Consider the following 16482-nt stretch of genomic DNA (forward strand, 5'->3'; position numbering starts at 1 on the left):
GATCAGGTAGAGCAAATTGATGTGATGCTTTTTTCTGCTAATAACTTATTGTCTATCGTAAATGATATCTTAAATTATAACCGAATCGAAGCAGGCATCATCACTTTCGAGCATATTGAAATGAATGTATCAAACATCATCCGAAATGTTATTTCGGGATTAAAAAGTTCGGCTGAAGATAAAGGGATTGGGTTAAAATTAAACCTGGATGATAATTTAAAGCACACCGTATTAGGTGATCCCACCCGTACTTCTCAGGTAATTTCCAATCTGGTTCATAATGCGATCAAATTTACACAAACCGGGTATGTAAGAGTAAGTATGGAGGTAGAAGTACAAACTGAAACCCATGTGACCTTAAAAATTATGGTAAAAGATACAGGAATAGGAATTTCGGAAGAAAAGCATAAACTAATCTTTGAAAGATTTACTCAGGCAGATTCATCCACATCGAGAGGATTTGGTGGTACCGGACTTGGTTTAGCTATTAGTAAAAGAATTTTGGAGTTACAAAACTCTTCCCTTGAACTGATTAGTGAAGTAGGAAAAGGGTCTACCTTTTATTTCGTTCAGACATTTGAAAAAAACAAGATTACTCCTGAAGAATTAAACAAAAGGGTATTACCGAAAGAGGAGGATAAGCCCCTTACAGGCATTTGCATTTTACTTGTGGAAGATAATCCAATGAATGTGCTGGTAGCTAAAGCCTATCTGGAGCGATGGGGTGCAACAATTGACATTGCCCTGAATGGACTAGAATCGTTGAAAAAGATAGATGTCGCCAAGCATAGGCTTATTTTAATGGACCTTCACATGCCTGTAATGGACGGATATGAAGCATCAACAAGAATGAGAGAAAATGGGGTGATTGTCCCAATTATTGCACTTACAGCAAACCTGCCGGATGAGATTAGGGAGCAAGTGAAAAATGCAGGTATTAATGACATTGTGTTAAAGCCTTTTTTGCCCGACGAGCTCTATAGCAAAGTGTTACACTATGTTTTCAAGGATTAATCGGGTTGATAATAACATAAAAGGGGGCTGTTTCTTGAAAGAAACAGCCCCCTTTTATGTTTAAAACAGGACTTTGTGTATCATCATAAGATACTTTAATCCTGTAGTATATATTGCTTAGTAAACTATACTTATTAAACTTCTTCGCTTGAAGAATCAGCAGTTACCGGTTTAAAAGTGGAAATGTGAGTGGTTTTAATCGTTAACAAAAATGATTTCCCTACACTTATCTTTACATTTTTTTCCAATAACATTGCTTTAATAGTTTCATCAGATTTTAGTGCTTCGAAAAGGTCACGTGCTACTGCTGATCCACTGATGTTATTAGTTACTTTACCATTTTCTAAAGCTATATTGAATGTATAACCTGATTTTCCACGATCACCTGCCGATTCGAAATCGGTAATGTTCAATTTAAAACTTTGTTCTCCAGTAAGACTTTTTTTCAGATGTAAACGAATAACTGGAATGTATTTTTTCCAAGTCGTTAAATATTTTCTTTCTTCCATGATTATGTTGTAAAGGTATTAATTTAATGATGAGAAATTCACAAATAGCTCATTTTGATTTATTAAAGAATTTCCGCTTGAAGAGTAAAGGTATTGATTTTTTAATGCACGCTCTTCATTTACTCTTTCCAGATGACCACATCGGCCGGTTTAATTGTTTTTTGTCCTAAAAATACTTTTGCATTATTAGGAATCGGAATTTCCTGATTTTGAGAAGAATAATTAAATCCATACCAGAAGCCATTGCTGTATTCGACCAATACTCCTTCTGGCAAATTGAATGTTGGTACGTTTGCCTGATTGAAGATTTTTGTAAAACTGTTTTCTCTAATTGCCCATTGTCTGTATCCGCACCTACATAGGTAATAGTACCTTTGCCCAATTTCCGGTGCAATACAGCTGCTTTACCTTTATAAAACGGATCGCTGTAAGTGGCCCAAACATCAGTTTGCCTGATAGGTTCAATCACGTCTCCCCAATTGCTTTATTCATAATTAGCCTGACCCATGTTTATTTTCCCCATTAAAGACACTGGAATCAAATCAAAATAAATTTCTTTAGCTCCGATTAAATCAAGGATAGGCTGTTGAAATAGGGCTTCCCACAGATGAGCCTCACGATCCTTCTGACCTGTACGACAAGTTAGAACCAGGTTACCTCCATTCTCTACATAGGGTTTCCATCTGGAAACCAGTTGATGATCTAAAAGCTGAAAGGCAGGGGCAATCAAAAAGGGATATGCAGCGAAATCCTTTTTCTCATCAATTCTTCAACGGGGGCACCTAAAGATTTAAGGGCTTTATAATACCAGTTTACCGGTTTTCATAATTCCATAGTGATACTGCTCTCCACCTGATAGAGGCTCACGGAAGCGGTAATTGCACACAAACTTATTTCCACCGGCCGTCACATGGTAAATCCACATGCGGACAGTTCCCGGCATGGTTTGAGGATTAAATATTCCCCAGTTTACTTGTCCTGGTTGTAATTCCATCACACCTGTCACCCCATTTATTGGTCTGAAAAAGTCATTAGAAAAACCGATGCTATTGCTGATCCCATACGAAAACTTTGCTCTCCATGCCCATATCATATCCTTCGGCCAAATACTTCGTATAGGTAAGGAAATCAAGATCTTTCATTCGAAGTGGATAAACGGGAGAGTAAGTTGGCATCAGATTAGTAGTTACCCATTGTGCTGGCGGAGGGTATAACTTTTTTTACTGCACAAATTAAAATGGAGCAGAATGGGGTTAAAATTGAAGACATATGTTTATCTGGGTTAACTATTTGCTAAAATACACTTGTATCAGCAATATATGGCTCTGATTTTATGTTTTTTAGCAAATAGTAAATCATCCAGCACTTATTTCATCCAATAGAATTTTACATTTTCATCATCTTTACCCCCTAAGTAAGAAGATACAGCAGCATCATACGCCTCTTTACTTGAGCTCACTACTTGAGTAAGTGGATAGGTCAACCGCTTGATATAAGTACCTAAAGGTAGAAGCGGATTTTGAGGCGACATGATGTAATATAATTTCGGATAGTCTGTTCTTCGAAATTCAGCCCAAGCCTCTGTTCCTTCAGGAAATACAGCAATCCACTTCTGGGTAATGATTTTCTCTAGCTTCTGTTCGAATGTGGCACTTTCATCCCACTTCACAGTCACATCCGATAAGCGAGCTGAATTATAATCCGGTCGTTTAGGGTCTACATAGGCCAGCTGCATGCTTGTACTATTTAAATAATTACCTTCCGATACACCATTCAGTTTCAAAGAAGCTCGAATCCCTGCTTCATATAATGCTTGTGGTGTTCCTCCCATATTCCAACCCCGTAATGCACCTTCTGCCCTTAGAAAATAACTTTCAGCACCATCGACCTGTTTCATTGGCGTAGTGGCTTGAACATTATACTTTGAATAGTTTTCATATACGGATTTAGTTGGACGTTCTACTCTAGGGCGAATACCCCGATAGCTTCCATTTAATACAGGATCGGTAGCTGGCAACACGTATTTAGGCAAACGCGGATCTCCAAAACCTTGCAGATAAGTAACTACTGCTGCAGAGATCCGGGTATTCAGACCATGCGTTGGTCATCGTATAGTGGCCGTTAGTGCCATCAGGACTGGCTACAGACCATGATCCTTCTACTTCAGTCAGCAGACCTCCACTTGTTTCGACCACTGCCTTTTCTGCTTCAGTTTTAGCTAATGCGGCATCAGCCGTTGCTGAAATACGAATAGCCAGACGTAAACGCAGCGTATTGGCCAGTTTAATCCAGTTGGTATATTCTCCTCCTAAAGTGGATACATCCCATTTCTTAAAGCGAGTCAGATCAGCATCTGGATTTTCAGCTTCTGCTGCTTTTAGTGAGGTGACTGCCTCATCTAGATCTTTAAAAAAGGCTGCATAAGCTTCCTGTGGGGAATCGAATTTAGGTTCAGCTGAACTTCCATAAGTGGTATATGGATAAGGACCGAAAGTGTCAACTAAACGACTTCCTGCAGCTACTTTTATAATTAAAGCAATGGCATACAAATCCGGATATTTGGTTGCAATCCCCCTTTTCTGCATCTGAAGCCAGTTGTTCATTACTCCGTTTGTGGATATAGTCCATGAACTGGCCCAAATTCCCCTGGTCGCATATGTAGTAGTATTGACATTTCCGATGAAATTACTCGGCGCTTCCAGGTAATTGGCATAAGATTCGGCCTGCAAGTTCTGCTCCGTCTGGTTAGATGTGGTAGGACTATTCACGCTGGTCATCATGGTAGAAAGTAAAAATCCTCCCTCATTAGCGTCCTGTATTAAATCATCCGCACTTAAATATTTTTTATCCTCATTCAGTCCATCCAACTTGTCTGTACAGGCTGAAGATACCAGCAATAAGCAACTTAATATAAGTAGTTTATACCTATTTGGAGTTATTGTTTTTTTCATCTTAGTTCAACTTTAGTTTGATTATAAACCTGCTCTTAAAGTAAGGCCCCATGATCGTGCAGATGGAATTTGAAAGGATTCAAAACCCTGGCTTTCAGTTGTTGTTCCAAGAGCAAGCTCCGGATCAAATGGAGCATCTCTCTTAAAGAAGAATAAATTTCTTCCAATTAAGGACAGGCTCAAATTTCGTACTGCCTTTGTGAATTGTGGAAATTTAAAACCTATGGCAAGCTCTCTCAACCTCACATTGGTAGAGCTGAAGAGATATTCATCAGCAGCTGCTCCATAGTCGGCATTGGCTGAAATATATTTGTAATAGGTTTGCGCATCAATTAGCTTTCCGTTCAACATTACCCCACCAGCGTCTCTCGCTTCACCGCTTCTTTTAGATAACCCTTTATAATCCAGCCATTGCTCTGTTGATGAAGCGACCAGTCCACCAAAACGACCGTCAATTAAGAAGGAAAAAGTGAAGTTTTTATAGGTAAACTGGTTATTGAAGTTTAGCAAAAAGTCTGGATTCGCATTACCAACATACTGATCATCCACACCTGATAATACCGGCAAACCGGTAGTTTCATTATAGGTCATATTACCATTATCATCCCGCACATAGGCTTTACCATAGAGATCATAGAAAGAACCGTATTTCCTGCCATTTAACAAGGTACTTCCAGGGCGGATAAGGAATAAATTAGTCAGACGGTTGGTGTTGTTTAATACAAACCGGTCGGTAGTCAACAAGCTGCTTAATTCTTTTATCCGGTTGGTATTTCTCGAAAAGTTTACGCTAGGCGTCCAGCCAACCTCACCAAATTTATTGTTATAACTTAAGGATGCCTCAATACCCCGGTTTTGTATGGTTCCCCCGTTAATCCAGAAGTAGGTAGCACCTAAAGCAGCAATTCAGCAGCAGTTATGGTTATGAATTACCATGATGATAAACTTACAGCTCCTGATGCCGCAGTAGAAATAGCAATAAAGGACCTTCCTGACCATCAAAGGTGATATTAAGTCACTATAGGATAGACGACGAAAACAGCAACTCCTATGAAACCTGGAAGAGAATGGGTTCTCCTAAACAACCATCAGCAGAACAGATTAAACAGCTCGAGAAAGCCGGTCAGCTTCAATTACTTACATCGCCGGAATGGATTAACCCTAAAGATGGTATGACCGCTATAAAAATGCGACTTCCAAGGCATGGTGTATCCTTATTGCAGTTTAATGGAATAACTAAAATTTTCTGATTTCTGTACGGGCATCAAAAGGCCATTCCTTATTTAGTTTGGCCTTAATAAAATAGACCAGGGCACCAATGGTTGTCGTAATTATTCCTCCTAAAACCATTACGAATCCGGTTGAAATGAGGATCCCGAACCACATCATAATAGCCAAATATACCGGCCAGGGAAAGAAAGGCATTTTATAAGGGAAGTTTGTACTGCCGCGTAGCTTTCTTAGCATCAGTAACCCTACTGCCTGAGCAATAAACTGAACCAATATGCGCATGGCAAGAATGGCGTTAATAACATCGCTTAACTTAAACAGTAAGCTAAAGACAAAAGCAATAGAACCGATGAATAACAAAGAAACGTAAGGAAACTTCCCGGTAGGGTGTAGTTTGGCGAACACTTTAAAGAAAGATCCGTCTGCAGCCGCAGCATAAGGAATCCGGCTATATCCAAGAGTTGCAGAAAACACAGATGAAAATGCGACCAGTAATACTAAACACGTAATCACCTGGGCTGCCGCAGGTCCCGCTAGCTGTTGCATAAATTCACTGATTACAAACTTGCTGTCCTTTGCTTGCGCCCAGGGAATCACACTAACCAAACTGACATTCATCATCAGATATAAAACGGCTATTCCGGCAATAGAAAGGAACATGCTTCGCGGGATATTTTTTGAGGGATTAATGATCTCGCCTCCCAAATGGCATATATTGTAATAGCCCAAATAACTGTATACGCTTTTAACACTCGCAAATCCGATCGCAGTAATAAAGGCATAGTTAATCGTTAAACCATCATTGACATGCTTTATGGGTTCCAGGAAATTTCCATGAGCAATTCCACCACCAATGATCCAAAATAAAGTTAGAATTACTGTCACCCAAAGGACTACACTTATTTTCCCAATGTCTTCAATCTTGCGATAAAGTAATACGATAATGAGTATAACTACACCTCCACTTACCATCTTGGATAGAATTGGCGTTAAAGGAATCAGATAAGATAGATAATAAGCAAACCCTATAGATGCGGAGGCGATAACCAAAGGAGCCTGAATCATGGTTTGCCATACAAATAAAAAGCTCATCAATTTACCTACACTATTCTTCCCATACGTTTCTTTTAGAAAGTTATAGGAACCTCCAGCTCTAGGGAATGCAGCCCCTAATTCACTCCAAACCATAGCGTCCACCATGGATAAAAAAGCACCAGCCAGCCATGCATAGAGGAAATACGGTCCGTTCATCATACTGATGACCATAGGTAAGGTTATAAAAGGCCCTATACCTACCATATCGATCATATTGATTGCCGTTGCCTGAACCAGACCAAGGCTTCTTTCTTGTTTGATAGCTGCTGTATTCACAAGGAGTATTGCATGGAACTAAGATAAGATTTTATAGCTGTTTTATGAGATTTAAAGGTCTTTTATCATCCAAATGGTGCATGCATGATGTCCTGAATTCCCTAATGCATTGGGCAGATGATAAAATCCGGATTTCAAATACAAACTAACTGCTTTACCCAAAGAAGGAAACGATTCCAGGTACAATTGGGTATAACCAAGCTCAACAGCAGCAATAAAACATTTTTCCAATAGAAGCTTACCGGTGCCCTTACCTCTTGAATCTTCTGATAAATACAGCTTTACCAGTTCTGCACAGCCATTAGGTAAGCCTTCCGTTGGAAAAACACCACATCCTCCAAGTAAAACGCCATCTTCTTCTACTATGTAATACAGGGAACCAACAGATGTAAATAACGTAAACAAATGGTCGGTAGTAGGATCAGAATAAACAGTACCAATCTTTGGAACATCATGTTCGGTTAATGAATCACGAATGATCTTTGCTAAACCTTTATCATCTGTTTCTTTAATTTGCCTAATTTTTATGGACATTCAAATTGATTTAAAAGCGCTAAGATAAAGGTTAGAAAGGCTTGAGGCAAATTGACAGGTCTATATAAAAATCAAATAAGCCGTTTCTTCAACGGAAAACAGCTTTATTTGATAAACAAGTACAATGGTAAAAAACCATCTATAACCCTATTTTAAATAGGATCTCGTACTACATGTTGTAATTTAACAGTAATAAGATGCGGGATTAACACCAACTCCTGACAGAGGATATAGTGCAAACCCGAGGTTTAGAGGAATGCTTGGGTAATTAATAGACATTGGTTTTAACCCGAGTCTTATTCTAAAATAGTTTGCCGCGAAACTCAACTATCTCTCGCAAACTATGGAGCTCATAAAAAAAATCATCTCCTGCCGAAGGAAAAGAAATAATGAATCGTATAATATAAAAACAACATGCTATGGTTTTTAGAATTTTAATTTTTGCATCAATAATTAGTTTGACGAATGCATGCAAAAAAGACGCTGCCACTTTAACTACCTCTACAGATACAGTCATAAATGTCGATGCAGCAAATTTCCTTACGTCAACTGGATCAGTAACAATAACAACTGAAAACCGCACTCTTTCCAATGGAACTACTGCTACATGCTATAAAATTGTAACAAAAATAACCCGGCAGACCATGCCATGGGTCCATGGTGCCCTACCAATATCTCCGATGATGCCAGCAAGGGTGGTATATGGCTGATTGGTGGCAATGTATATGATGTAGATGGCGCCTTTATAAAAAACCTGGCATTAATTAATAACGATGCAACCTGGCAAATGTACAATAGAAGCACAGGGGCTATCACCAAGACTTTGACCCAGGCGGATTGTGAAGCTGCCGCAAATCCTAATGTAGGTGAAGCTTACAAAAACTACTGTGTGGAATGTTTGCCATCTTATGTTTCTACTTTAACAAGTACCTATTATATCCCGGTTACACCCGTGAAGTTGAGTACTTCCTACACCTTTGCTACCGGCCCAGGCGGCCCAGGAAGTACAGGGGGCCCATCTACCAGGGGCATTGCTTTTGATGGCGTCGTATTTGACGCTCCGGCTCCTCTAAACGTAATATTAGCTGCTTATACTCTAGCCCCTTTTGATGATTATGGTGGTCATATAAATCCTCATGCTGGCTACCATTATCATGCCGCTACGGGCTTAACAAAAAAAATTACTCAAACTGATGGACATGCAGCAATGATCGGTTATGCAATGGATGGATTTGGTATCTACGAGAGATTAAGTGCAGCAGGTACAGAGGATTCAGACTTAGATGCAAACCGCGGACATTCTGATATAACAAGAGGTTACCATTATCATGTGGATAAAGCAGGCAATAATAATTTCATAAATGGTTTAGCTGGTGCTTACGCAAACTAAAATATTTTTCAAACATGAAGGCAGTATATCTTATAGTTTTTTTATTAGGGTTCAAGACAGTTTATGCGCACAATCCCGACTTATCTAGCTTAATGATTTATGAACAAAATGGTAAATCTATTTTGGTTATAAAAAGTTCTCTTACAGCCTTTGAAGGTGAGGTAGATTATACTTTCGGTAAAGCAGCTTACAAGACTCCGGAAGAATTTAATCAGTTGGTCATCAGACATTTTCAGAAGAATTGTTTTGTAATCGCTAATGGCGACACTATAAAATTTTCAAACATCCAGGTTCAGCTTGGACATGAAACTACTTTATTTGCAGAGCTAATTAATATGCCCAAGAAAATAACAACATTTTATGTTAGTTGTGCCTTGTTTAAAGATATGTCTGATAATAGGTGCGAATTAATTTTAACTGACATAGGAGGACAACCTCAAAAACAATATATTTTAAATAACAGCAACCGGCAGACGGTAATGCTAAAAACAGAAAATAAAAAATGGGTGGTAGTTGAAACTGACAGACCGTTCAACCTTAGTATAACTTATATAATAGGAGCAGCTATTTTGCTTATTGCTTCATTAATTGTTTTTATTGCAATAAAAGGAAAGCATTAATTGGCAGTTTTGAAACCTTTTCTTTTAGCATAGCTCAGCCTTTTACTTATTTCACTCTTTTTTATGATGGATTAAATAAACTGTTTTGGAATTTTTCATTGTTCGACACAGTCCCACACTATATTTAACGCGTTGCAAGGCGCACAAAACCCCGACACAAAACTAATCTTACAGAGCTAACAATGCCTCTGAACAAACAAGCAATACCGCGTAACGAATATCTATTGCCATTATTTGACACTTAAACAACATCTCCTTAATTAAATCATAGCCCATCCACCACTCAACTGAAGAAGCTCTATCAACATTAGTCAATCTCTTGAACAATATTTCTTGTCTAAGCAAACCCAAAAGAGTAGTTTTATAAGCAATTGTAAAAAAGCTACAGGCAGCAAGATACCCAAAACTGGAATTTTCATAATTTAAAAAATACATTCTAAGGTTATCTTCATTTTTTTATTAGCATAGGAACGAAAAATCAATGACAAATGAGGCTCATTTTGAAGCAATATACAATGAGCATAAAAATATTGTGTTCAACATGTGCCTGCACTATGTATTGAATGCAGAAGATGCGCAGGATATTACCCAGGAGGTGTTTGTAAAGGTTTACCAGAAATATCACCAGTATGATACAGCTTCTGCCTCCTTAAAAACCTGGATTTGTAGTATTGCTATCAACCAGTGCCTGGATTTTCTGAAAGCAAAAAAACAAAAAAAGATTTGGGTTTCTAAGCCCTTTGTTCCATAAGGAAAGCAATGAACCAATTGATGATGCCGTAGAAGTGGATCATCCAGGCATACAAACAGAAAACAAGGAAGCCATTGAGAACCTGTTGAAAATAATTTACCAACTACCCGAAAACCAAAAAACTGCTATTATTTTAAGCAAAATAGAAGACCGTCCCCAAAAAGAAGTGGCGGACATTATGAAGACAAGTGTGAAAGCTGTGGAATCGTTGTTACAAAGAGCAAAACAAACAATTCAGAAAAAATTAACAGAAAGCGAAGGATTGTAAATGATATCTCGTATAAACTAAATGAAGCACATGAACATGGATGATAAACTTGATTTGTTAAAGCAAATAAAAGAAGTGGATACCCCACCATTTTTATTAACCCGTATCCGGCAGCGGATTGAAACCCTTTACGATGTGGAAGCCCCGGTAAAATGGAAATGGACTTTTGCGGTTGCATCATTTGCTATTCTTGTATTGAATATTTCAATTTTTTTAAACCTGGTAAATACAACCGAAGAAAAAACTGCAGGTATAGAAACAGTGGTCAACAGTATGAACATTGCCAGTACAAATAATATTTACAATGAGTAAAATAAAGATATTATCTATTGCAGTAATTGGCCTCCTGCTCATTAATGCAGCAATTGTTGGCTTTCTTTTGTTGAAAAAGCCACCGCACCTACCTCAGGGAAGGCAGTCAATGGCTAATGAGGGTCCAAAGCAGATCATTACTGAAAGGCTGAACTTTAATGCGCAGCAAGCTGATGATTATGATAAATTAATCACTGCTCACCAGGTTTCAATGAGAGCGTTGGAAGATAGCATGGGCTTGTTAAAAAACAAGCTTTATCAAACACTGAACAATGCATCTTTTGCAGGTAAAGATTCGTTGATAAACGAATTAGGTACTTTGCAAAAGCAAATTGAACAAATAAACTACGATCATTTTGTCGCGTTAAAAAAATTATGCAAACCTGACCAGTTGGATAAATTCAACAAACTCACCAATGAACTGGCGCGCTTTTTCGCCACCGGTAAAAAAGATGCTCTCCCGCCGGCCAGGGATTAAAAGAAACCAGGAAAAATGACCCGAAGGCAAGTTTTTTGCTGCGCATTTGCCAGCTTTTGCTTCTTTATCATTTCTTCTCATACTTTTTTTGTTGTCACCGAAGGATTTATTCAATGTACTCGTATAAGAGTATTAAAAACTTAAAAAGAACTTTTATGAAGAATATAGTTGGCATTGCCGTTATCGGAGCGCTGGTTTTTGCTGTAGTCGCAGCGGGTTGCAAAAAAGGTTCTACTAATGATACCAGTGTAACAGGTACTGTGCCGACTGTATTTTCCAGTAATTACAAATCTGCAGTAACCTTATCTGCAACAAGTACAACAGTAACAATGAAATCAAGCGGCGTGCCCGACCATGTAACGCCTTATTGGGGTGTTGGTAATGCCCTGTATGAAGCACAAACTACAGGACAAACCGTAAACCCTGGAAATCTGCAATCACAAACTTTTGTAATGACCATTCCAACAAATCCTACTTCAGCAACTACAAAAGAGGAAACTTCATTAGGCCCGATTGGGATGGCGCTGAACGGTGTAGCTATTTACAACGACAGAGAGGGCGGAAACGTACCCGTAGATGCAGGAACACTTTTATCTTTTGACAGAGCAGGCGCACATAGTGGCCCCGGTGGATTATATCACTATCACTTTAATGGAGATTTTACTTCTGATGATGATGCCAAATTAATTGGCTGGTTAAGAGATGGATTTCCTATCTACGGAAGAAAATGCAGTTCTACTGGTGCTTATGCTACAGGTTTAGATGCTAATGGCGGACATACCACTTTAACACCCGAATATCCAAGTGGTATTTATCATTATCACTGTTCGAATGTAAATTATATGAATGCAGGCTTTTACGTTTTAAAAGCTGGAAGTTATTATGGCACGAAAGGAACATTTACTTTTTAGATAAGTATTTTCTTGAAACTATATTTTAAATAACAACAATGGCAAGCGGAATAAAACTGAATCTGAAAAACATGACTTTTTTAAATAGTAAAACGATTATTGTCCTGGGAATTTTCACTACTACGGCATTCAATTGTAAAAAGGATAATAATACTGCTACAGCTGCAAGCACTGGAACTGTGGACATAACCAGTGTAATACAAAGCAACTATACAGGCACCACTACTTTTTCGGTTAGTAGCGGCAACATTGTTATTAAAAGTGATGGTTTGCCAAACCATAAAACGCCATACTGGGGAGTTGGTAATGCGTTATATGAAGACTTTCCCACGGGCTATCATGCCAATGTTAATACTTCAATGAGTGCCCATAATTACTCTATGACGATCCCGAGTAAACCAGGCACTGTTACTGCACATGAAGAAACTACACTTGGCCCGATCGGGATGGCGCTCAATGGCGTACCAATCTATAATGACAGGGAAGGTGGTAATGTCGCATTGGATGCTTTAACCATCACAACTTTTGATTACTCAGGTGCTCACCCAGGGCCAGGGCAAGATTACCATTATCATACAACTGGAAGATATACTTCTCAGGATGATGCCAAACTGATTGGTTTTTTAAGAGATGGTTTTCCTATCTACGGTAGAAAAGATACCACGGGAGTTTATCCATCTTTAGATGCTTATGGCGGGCACACCGGCCCAACACAGGATTTCCCAAATGGCATTTATCATTACCATGCGTCAAATGTTAACTATCTAAATACGGGATATTATGTTTTAAAGGCCGGCAGCTACTATGGAACCAAAGGAACTTTCACACAGTAAAATTATTAAACAAAAAAACAATTAATTATGAAAAAGACAATCCTCAATGGTTTTATTGCAACGATGCTTATTGGTTCAATTGTTAGCTGTTCATCTGCGAAGAAAGCAACCGCTAACGGGCAAGCTAATGGTGGCCCTCCTACTACGGCTGCGTTATTTTTACAAATGGATAGCAATAAAGATGGTAAACTAGCCAAGTCGGAGGTGAAGGGCCCGCTGGCAAATGACTTTGCCAAAATAGATACAAATAGTGATGGATTCATTTCCAAGGAAGAACTGAATAAGGCTCCAAATCCAAGTGGGCAACGGCCACCGCAAGGGCAGGCAGGACAACAGGGGCCGCCGCCAAATGAAGGCAAATAAATATCAAATTATGTTTAAGAAACCAATATTGTTTCTAATCGTATTATTTTTTCTAATCAGTTGCCTGGACAACCGAAAAGAAGGGGGAACAACTTCCCTTTCTTTCATCGTGGATACCGTACTTATCCCCAGAGATACTATTTTGGCTAACGCAAAAAATCTAAATCTTAACAATGGTGTTTATTATTGGAATGAAAAACCGTTTTCGGGCTATATAGTGGATTCTTATGAAAACCACCAGGTAAAAATGATTGCCAGTTATTTGAATGGTATGCAGCAGGGCACCACCACTACCTATTACGAAAATGGAAAATTGCGGGATAGCAGAAGCTATAAAGAGAACAAAAGTTTTGGCAAGCATATTGGCTATTGGGAAAACGGAAACCAAAAATTTGAATTTTACTATTTGAATGATAAAAGAGAAGGGCCAAATAAGCAATGGTATTTAAGTGGCCAGCCATACGCTTTCCTTAGTTTTAAAGATGACAAAGAAGATGGCATGCAACAGGCATGGCGGCAAAACGGTAAGGCTTATATCAATTACGAAGCTAAAGATGGTTTCCGTTACGGTCTTCAAAAGTCTAATTTATGTTACACCCTGGAAGACGAAAAATTTAACTCAGCAAAGTGAAGTATATTATATCCCTAATTTGTTTAAGCGTTTTAATTTCCTGTAAGGAAAATCGAAGAAAACTGCCCTATTATGATACCGCAGACTTTACACCTAAATGGGAAATGAAAGATCCAAAAACATTTCATGCCATTAGAAAATTCAATTTAATTAATCAGGAAGGTATGGCTTTTACCGAAAAGAATCTTGATGGTAAAATCTGTGTGGCCGATTTTTTCTTTACCTCTTGTCCCGGCATCTGCCCAAAATTGGCCATAAGTATGTCTGCTTTGCAAAAGGAGTTTTTAGAAGATAAGGATGTATTATTGGTTTCTCATTCGGTAACGCCTGCTACAGACAGTGTGCCGGTTTTAAAACAATACGCGGAAGCGCATGGAGTTAATCCTAAAAAATGGAATCTGCTCACCGGCAATAAAGATGAGATATATGATCTGGGAAGAAAATTTTATTACGTAGAAGAAGACCTTGGCTTAAAAAGCGATGCCAGTATTTTTTTGCATACAGAAAATTTTGTGTTGATAGATAAACAAAGGCATATACGAGGAATTTATAACGGCCTTGATCCCAATAGTATGCTAGCTTTAAAGAATGATATTAAGGAATTGAAGAAAGAAGAATAAAAAAAATCACATCTAAAGAAAATTAATTGCATAAAATCCAGGATGCGAAAGGCATTTCAAAAGTACCCCAAAATAACTTCATCTTCAAATACTGTTGATCCATTTAAAGAATAGCTCAACCTGCCAACGGTGCATTATTGTAATAGCACCTATCTCAGTAGGCGGCACAGTCGGGACGATAGCAGATCCGAAAGTGATCTTTGTCTCAGCACTTAAATGCAACGCTGCTTCAGTGATCTTTGTACACAATCATCCTTCAGGTAATTTAAAGCCAAGTAATGCGGATACAGAGCTTACAAAGAAATTGAAAGCAGCAGGACAATTTTTAGACCTTCCAGTTATCGAGCATATTATATTAAATAAGGAGGACTATCTTAGCTTTGCTGATGAAAGAAGGATGTAATTCCAGTTAAAACGTGTCAGTTAAGGTGTCAATAACGCTTAAAAACACTATAATTACAGTTACAAATATTATTAATCATCGACACATATTAAGCCATCAAATAGCAGATATGAACGTAAAACAGCTCAGAAAGCACTTTAAACAAAAATAGCCTCTCATAAGAGAAGCTATTTTAAGTGCGCCCACCTGGGCTCGAACCAGGGACCAAAAGATTATGAGTCTTCTACTCTAACCAGCTGAGCTATAGGCGCAGCTAAACAATCTTTTCCGATTGCGAGTGCAAATGTACATTTTTGTATTGAAATTTTCAAACAGATATGCAAAACATAAAAAATATAATTTTCGATTATGGTAACGTCATCTTTCTCATTGACTTCCTTAAAACTCAAAACTCTTTTACAGAGCTTGGAATCCAAAATGTGGAGACTTTTTTTGCACATACCGGCCATAATCCAATCTTTGATCAGTTCGAACAAGGCGATATTGCCGCTCCAGAGTTCAGAGATGGGATAAGGAAAATAACCGGTCAGCCTGAACTTTCCGACGAACAGATCGACAAAGCTTGGACCAGCCTTCTTATCGGGGTTCCTCCTATAAACCACGAATTGCTGCTCAAAGCAAAAAGCCAGTACCGCATCTTCCTCTTAAGCAACATCAATGAAATTCATCTGGACTTTATAGAGAAATACTTAAAACGCGAATTTAATATTGATTCTAACGACCAGTTTTTCGAAAAGGTGTACTACTCCCACCTCGTAGGTATCCGAAAACCAAGACCCGAGATCTTTGAATTGGTGATAAAAGAAAATAACCTGAAAGTTGAAGAAACGCTTTTTATAGATGATAGTCCGCAACATCTAAAAACCGCTCAGGCACTCGGATTACAAACACACCTGATCACCAACGAGGAATCCCTTGAAAAATTCTTATATAGTTCCGGACTCTTAAAAAAATAAACAAAGCACAAGAGCCTGTGTTAAACGTCTATGGAAAACTATCAAAGCATGGTCGATGCACTCAACGACTTAAAAAAACGAGGTTTCACCCTGGACTTTAACCTTGCAAATGGAGTGCTTCATAACAGCGAACAAAACATCACGTTAAGTCCTGAAGATTTCAGTATTGCTGAATTTCATCGGTTTGAAGGACCATCCGATCCTGCAGATAATTCGATTGTTTATGGAATACAATCCGATAAATACAACGTAAAAGGCGTCTTTGTGAATGGCTATGGTGTGTATTCCGATGACCTGTCTGAAGAACTGCTTAAAAAACTAAACACACCAGGTTAAT

The 16482-nt window shown here is 38.4% G+C and carries 24 protein-coding genes, 1 tRNA gene and 1 pseudogene; 16 read left to right on the forward strand and 10 right to left on the reverse strand.

Annotated features, from left to right (window positions below):
• On the forward strand, positions 1 to 1014 hold a 1014-nt coding region (locus tag ADIARSV_RS10710), incomplete at its 5' end, for an ATP-binding protein (protein ID WP_040299786.1).
• 134 nt (positions 1015 to 1148) lie between these two features.
• Here ADIARSV_RS10710 and ADIARSV_RS10715 read toward each other — a convergent pair.
• The 7 genes and pseudogenes from ADIARSV_RS10715 to ADIARSV_RS10735 all read right to left on the reverse strand — a co-directional run bounded on the left by ADIARSV_RS10715 (position 1149) and on the right by ADIARSV_RS10735 (position 5218).
• Positions 1149 to 1523: a hypothetical protein gene (locus ADIARSV_RS10715; RefSeq protein ID WP_016195530.1), complete on the reverse strand. Its 375-nt coding sequence runs from the start codon at positions 1521 to 1523 to the stop codon at positions 1149 to 1151.
• 119 nt (positions 1524 to 1642) lie between these two features.
• A complete protein-coding gene (locus ADIARSV_RS23210) occupies positions 1643 to 1798 on the reverse strand; it encodes a Beta-galactosidase C-terminal domain (RefSeq protein ID WP_394331152.1) in 156 nt (51 codons plus the stop codon).
• 59 nt (positions 1799 to 1857) lie between these two features.
• A pseudogene (locus tag ADIARSV_RS22545) lies at positions 1858 to 2289 on the reverse strand (beta-galactosidase trimerization domain-containing protein); the annotation flags it as partial.
• 33 nt (positions 2290 to 2322) lie between these two features.
• Positions 2323 to 2616 carry a beta-galactosidase gene (locus ADIARSV_RS10725; RefSeq protein WP_016195533.1) on the reverse strand — a complete coding sequence of 98 codons (294 nt, stop codon included), beginning with the start codon at positions 2614 to 2616 and terminating at the stop codon, positions 2323 to 2325.
• A gap of 273 nt (positions 2617 to 2889) precedes the next feature.
• Positions 2890 to 3555, reverse strand: coding sequence for a SusD/RagB family nutrient-binding outer membrane lipoprotein (locus ADIARSV_RS22855; RefSeq protein ID WP_262482238.1), 666 nt, complete (start codon positions 3553 to 3555; stop codon positions 2890 to 2892).
• Entirely contained in the window at positions 3548 to 4474 is a 927-nt protein-coding gene (locus ADIARSV_RS22860) for a SusD/RagB family nutrient-binding outer membrane lipoprotein (RefSeq protein ID WP_016195536.1), read from the reverse strand. The genes ADIARSV_RS22855 and ADIARSV_RS22860 overlap by 8 nt, the downstream gene beginning before the upstream one ends.
• 21 nt (positions 4475 to 4495) lie before the next feature.
• Positions 4496 to 5218, reverse strand: coding sequence for a hypothetical protein (locus tag ADIARSV_RS10735; protein ID WP_040299789.1), 723 nt, complete (start codon positions 5216 to 5218; stop codon positions 4496 to 4498).
• 260 nt (positions 5219 to 5478) lie between these two features.
• Between ADIARSV_RS10735 and ADIARSV_RS10740 the strand changes: the two genes are divergently transcribed.
• Positions 5479 to 5724 (forward strand): GH39 family glycosyl hydrolase, encoded by a 246-nt coding sequence (locus ADIARSV_RS10740; RefSeq protein WP_152439846.1) that lies wholly within the window; start codon positions 5479 to 5481, stop codon positions 5722 to 5724.
• Here the strand turns inward: ADIARSV_RS10740 and ADIARSV_RS10745 are convergent.
• Together ADIARSV_RS10745 and ADIARSV_RS10750 are read right to left on the reverse strand one after the other, a co-directional pair.
• Positions 5711 to 7075 (reverse strand): APC family permease, encoded by a 1365-nt coding sequence (locus ADIARSV_RS10745; protein ID WP_016195539.1) that lies wholly within the window; start codon positions 7073 to 7075, stop codon positions 5711 to 5713. The two genes, ADIARSV_RS10740 and ADIARSV_RS10745, sit on opposite strands and share 14 nt — an antisense overlap.
• A gap of 51 nt (positions 7076 to 7126) precedes the next feature.
• The gene (locus ADIARSV_RS10750) at positions 7127 to 7609 is read right to left on the reverse strand and encodes a GNAT family N-acetyltransferase (RefSeq protein ID WP_016195540.1); all 483 of its coding nucleotides are present in this window, start codon (positions 7607 to 7609) and stop codon (positions 7127 to 7129) included.
• A gap of 649 nt (positions 7610 to 8258) precedes the next feature.
• Between ADIARSV_RS10750 and ADIARSV_RS10755 the strand changes: the two genes are divergently transcribed.
• The 12 genes from ADIARSV_RS10755 to ADIARSV_RS21140 all read left to right on the forward strand — a co-directional run bounded on the left by ADIARSV_RS10755 (position 8259) and on the right by ADIARSV_RS21140 (position 15189).
• Positions 8259 to 8999 carry a YHYH protein gene (locus ADIARSV_RS10755; protein ID WP_016195541.1) on the forward strand — a complete coding sequence of 247 codons (741 nt, stop codon included), beginning with the start codon at positions 8259 to 8261 and terminating at the stop codon, positions 8997 to 8999.
• A 92-nt stretch (positions 9000 to 9091) separates the two neighbouring features.
• A complete protein-coding gene (locus tag ADIARSV_RS10760) occupies positions 9092 to 9619 on the forward strand; it encodes a hypothetical protein (RefSeq protein WP_235048401.1) in 528 nt (175 codons plus the stop codon).
• Between the two features lie 481 nt (positions 9620 to 10100).
• On the forward strand, positions 10101 to 10370 hold the full coding sequence (locus ADIARSV_RS22865) for an RNA polymerase sigma factor (RefSeq protein ID WP_016195543.1): 270 nt from the start codon (positions 10101 to 10103) through the stop codon (positions 10368 to 10370).
• A complete protein-coding gene (locus ADIARSV_RS22870) occupies positions 10360 to 10638 on the forward strand; it encodes an RNA polymerase sigma factor (protein WP_016195544.1) in 279 nt (92 codons plus the stop codon). The genes ADIARSV_RS22865 and ADIARSV_RS22870 overlap by 11 nt, the downstream gene beginning before the upstream one ends.
• Before the next feature lie 36 nt (positions 10639 to 10674).
• Positions 10675 to 10950, forward strand: a complete 276-nt coding sequence (locus tag ADIARSV_RS10780) for a hypothetical protein (RefSeq protein WP_152439847.1) — start codon at positions 10675 to 10677, stop codon at positions 10948 to 10950.
• Positions 10943 to 11428, forward strand: a complete 486-nt coding sequence (locus tag ADIARSV_RS10785) for a periplasmic heavy metal sensor (protein ID WP_016195546.1) — start codon at positions 10943 to 10945, stop codon at positions 11426 to 11428. The genes ADIARSV_RS10780 and ADIARSV_RS10785 overlap by 8 nt, the downstream gene beginning before the upstream one ends.
• Positions 11429 to 11583: 155 nt before the next feature.
• Positions 11584 to 12339 carry a YHYH protein gene (locus ADIARSV_RS10790; protein WP_016195547.1) on the forward strand — a complete coding sequence of 252 codons (756 nt, stop codon included), beginning with the start codon at positions 11584 to 11586 and terminating at the stop codon, positions 12337 to 12339.
• A 38-nt stretch (positions 12340 to 12377) separates the two neighbouring features.
• Complete coding sequence (locus ADIARSV_RS10795) at positions 12378 to 13172, forward strand: YHYH protein (RefSeq protein WP_016195548.1); 795 nt, start codon at positions 12378 to 12380, stop codon at positions 13170 to 13172.
• 63 nt (positions 13173 to 13235) lie between these two features.
• Positions 13236 to 13535, forward strand: a complete 300-nt coding sequence (locus tag ADIARSV_RS10800) for an EF-hand domain-containing protein (RefSeq protein WP_016195549.1) — start codon at positions 13236 to 13238, stop codon at positions 13533 to 13535.
• Positions 13536 to 13545: 10 nt separating this feature from the next.
• A complete protein-coding gene (locus ADIARSV_RS10805; RefSeq protein ID WP_200864743.1) occupies positions 13546 to 14166 on the forward strand; it encodes a toxin-antitoxin system YwqK family antitoxin in 621 nt (206 codons plus the stop codon).
• Complete coding sequence (locus ADIARSV_RS10810; protein ID WP_040299799.1) at positions 14163 to 14786, forward strand: SCO family protein; 624 nt, start codon at positions 14163 to 14165, stop codon at positions 14784 to 14786. The genes ADIARSV_RS10805 and ADIARSV_RS10810 overlap by 4 nt, the downstream gene beginning before the upstream one ends.
• Before the next feature lie 94 nt (positions 14787 to 14880).
• Positions 14881 to 15189 (forward strand): JAB domain-containing protein, encoded by a 309-nt coding sequence (locus ADIARSV_RS21140; RefSeq protein ID WP_235048402.1) that lies wholly within the window; start codon positions 14881 to 14883, stop codon positions 15187 to 15189.
• A gap of 177 nt (positions 15190 to 15366) precedes the next feature.
• Here the strand turns inward: ADIARSV_RS21140 and ADIARSV_RS10820 are convergent.
• Positions 15367 to 15440: transfer RNA gene (locus ADIARSV_RS10820), tRNA-Ile, on the reverse strand.
• Between the two features lie 66 nt (positions 15441 to 15506).
• Here ADIARSV_RS10820 and ADIARSV_RS10825 point away from each other — a divergent pair.
• Entirely contained in the window at positions 15507 to 16145 is a 639-nt protein-coding gene (locus ADIARSV_RS10825) for an HAD family hydrolase (RefSeq protein WP_016195553.1), read from the forward strand.
• Positions 16146 to 16175: 30 nt separating this feature from the next.
• On the forward strand, positions 16176 to 16481 hold the full coding sequence (locus ADIARSV_RS10830; protein WP_016195554.1) for a hypothetical protein: 306 nt from the start codon (positions 16176 to 16178) through the stop codon (positions 16479 to 16481).
• Position 16482: the final 1 nt, after the last annotated feature.

This window comes from Arcticibacter svalbardensis MN12-7 (assembly GCF_000403135.1).
In the GTDB taxonomy this organism is placed as follows: domain Bacteria; phylum Bacteroidota; class Bacteroidia; order Sphingobacteriales; family Sphingobacteriaceae; genus Arcticibacter; species Arcticibacter svalbardensis.

What these genes read in the sequence shown, in the direction of transcription:
- ADIARSV_RS10715 (WP_016195530.1), bottom strand. Translation starts at nt 1,523, where the DNA reads ATGGAAGAAAGAAAATATTTAACGACTTGGAAAAAATACATTCCAGTT.
- ADIARSV_RS10725 (WP_016195533.1), bottom strand. Translation starts at nt 2,616, where the DNA reads ATGATATGGGCATGGAGAGCAAAGTTTTCGTATGGGATCAGCAATAGC.
- ADIARSV_RS22860 (WP_016195536.1), bottom strand. Translation starts at nt 4,474, where the DNA reads ATGAAAAAAACAATAACTCCAAATAGGTATAAACTACTTATATTAAGT.
- ADIARSV_RS10750 (WP_016195540.1), bottom strand. Translation starts at nt 7,609, where the DNA reads ATGTCCATAAAAATTAGGCAAATTAAAGAAACAGATGATAAAGGTTTA.
- ADIARSV_RS10755 (WP_016195541.1), top strand. Translation starts at nt 8,259, where the DNA reads ATGGGTCCATGGTGCCCTACCAATATCTCCGATGATGCCAGCAAGGGT.
- ADIARSV_RS10760 (WP_235048401.1), top strand. Translation starts at nt 9,092, where the DNA reads ATGATTTATGAACAAAATGGTAAATCTATTTTGGTTATAAAAAGTTCT.
- ADIARSV_RS22865 (WP_016195543.1), top strand. Translation starts at nt 10,101, where the DNA reads ATGACAAATGAGGCTCATTTTGAAGCAATATACAATGAGCATAAAAAT.
- ADIARSV_RS10780 (WP_152439847.1), top strand. Translation starts at nt 10,675, where the DNA reads ATGGATGATAAACTTGATTTGTTAAAGCAAATAAAAGAAGTGGATACC.
- ADIARSV_RS10785 (WP_016195546.1), top strand. Translation starts at nt 10,943, where the DNA reads ATGAGTAAAATAAAGATATTATCTATTGCAGTAATTGGCCTCCTGCTC.
- ADIARSV_RS10790 (WP_016195547.1), top strand. Translation starts at nt 11,584, where the DNA reads ATGAAGAATATAGTTGGCATTGCCGTTATCGGAGCGCTGGTTTTTGCT.
- ADIARSV_RS10795 (WP_016195548.1), top strand. Translation starts at nt 12,378, where the DNA reads ATGGCAAGCGGAATAAAACTGAATCTGAAAAACATGACTTTTTTAAAT.
- ADIARSV_RS10800 (WP_016195549.1), top strand. Translation starts at nt 13,236, where the DNA reads ATGCTTATTGGTTCAATTGTTAGCTGTTCATCTGCGAAGAAAGCAACC.
- ADIARSV_RS10805 (WP_200864743.1), top strand. Translation starts at nt 13,546, where the DNA reads ATGTTTAAGAAACCAATATTGTTTCTAATCGTATTATTTTTTCTAATC.
- ADIARSV_RS10825 (WP_016195553.1), top strand. Translation starts at nt 15,507, where the DNA reads ATGCAAAACATAAAAAATATAATTTTCGATTATGGTAACGTCATCTTT.
- ADIARSV_RS10830 (WP_016195554.1), top strand. Translation starts at nt 16,176, where the DNA reads ATGGAAAACTATCAAAGCATGGTCGATGCACTCAACGACTTAAAAAAA.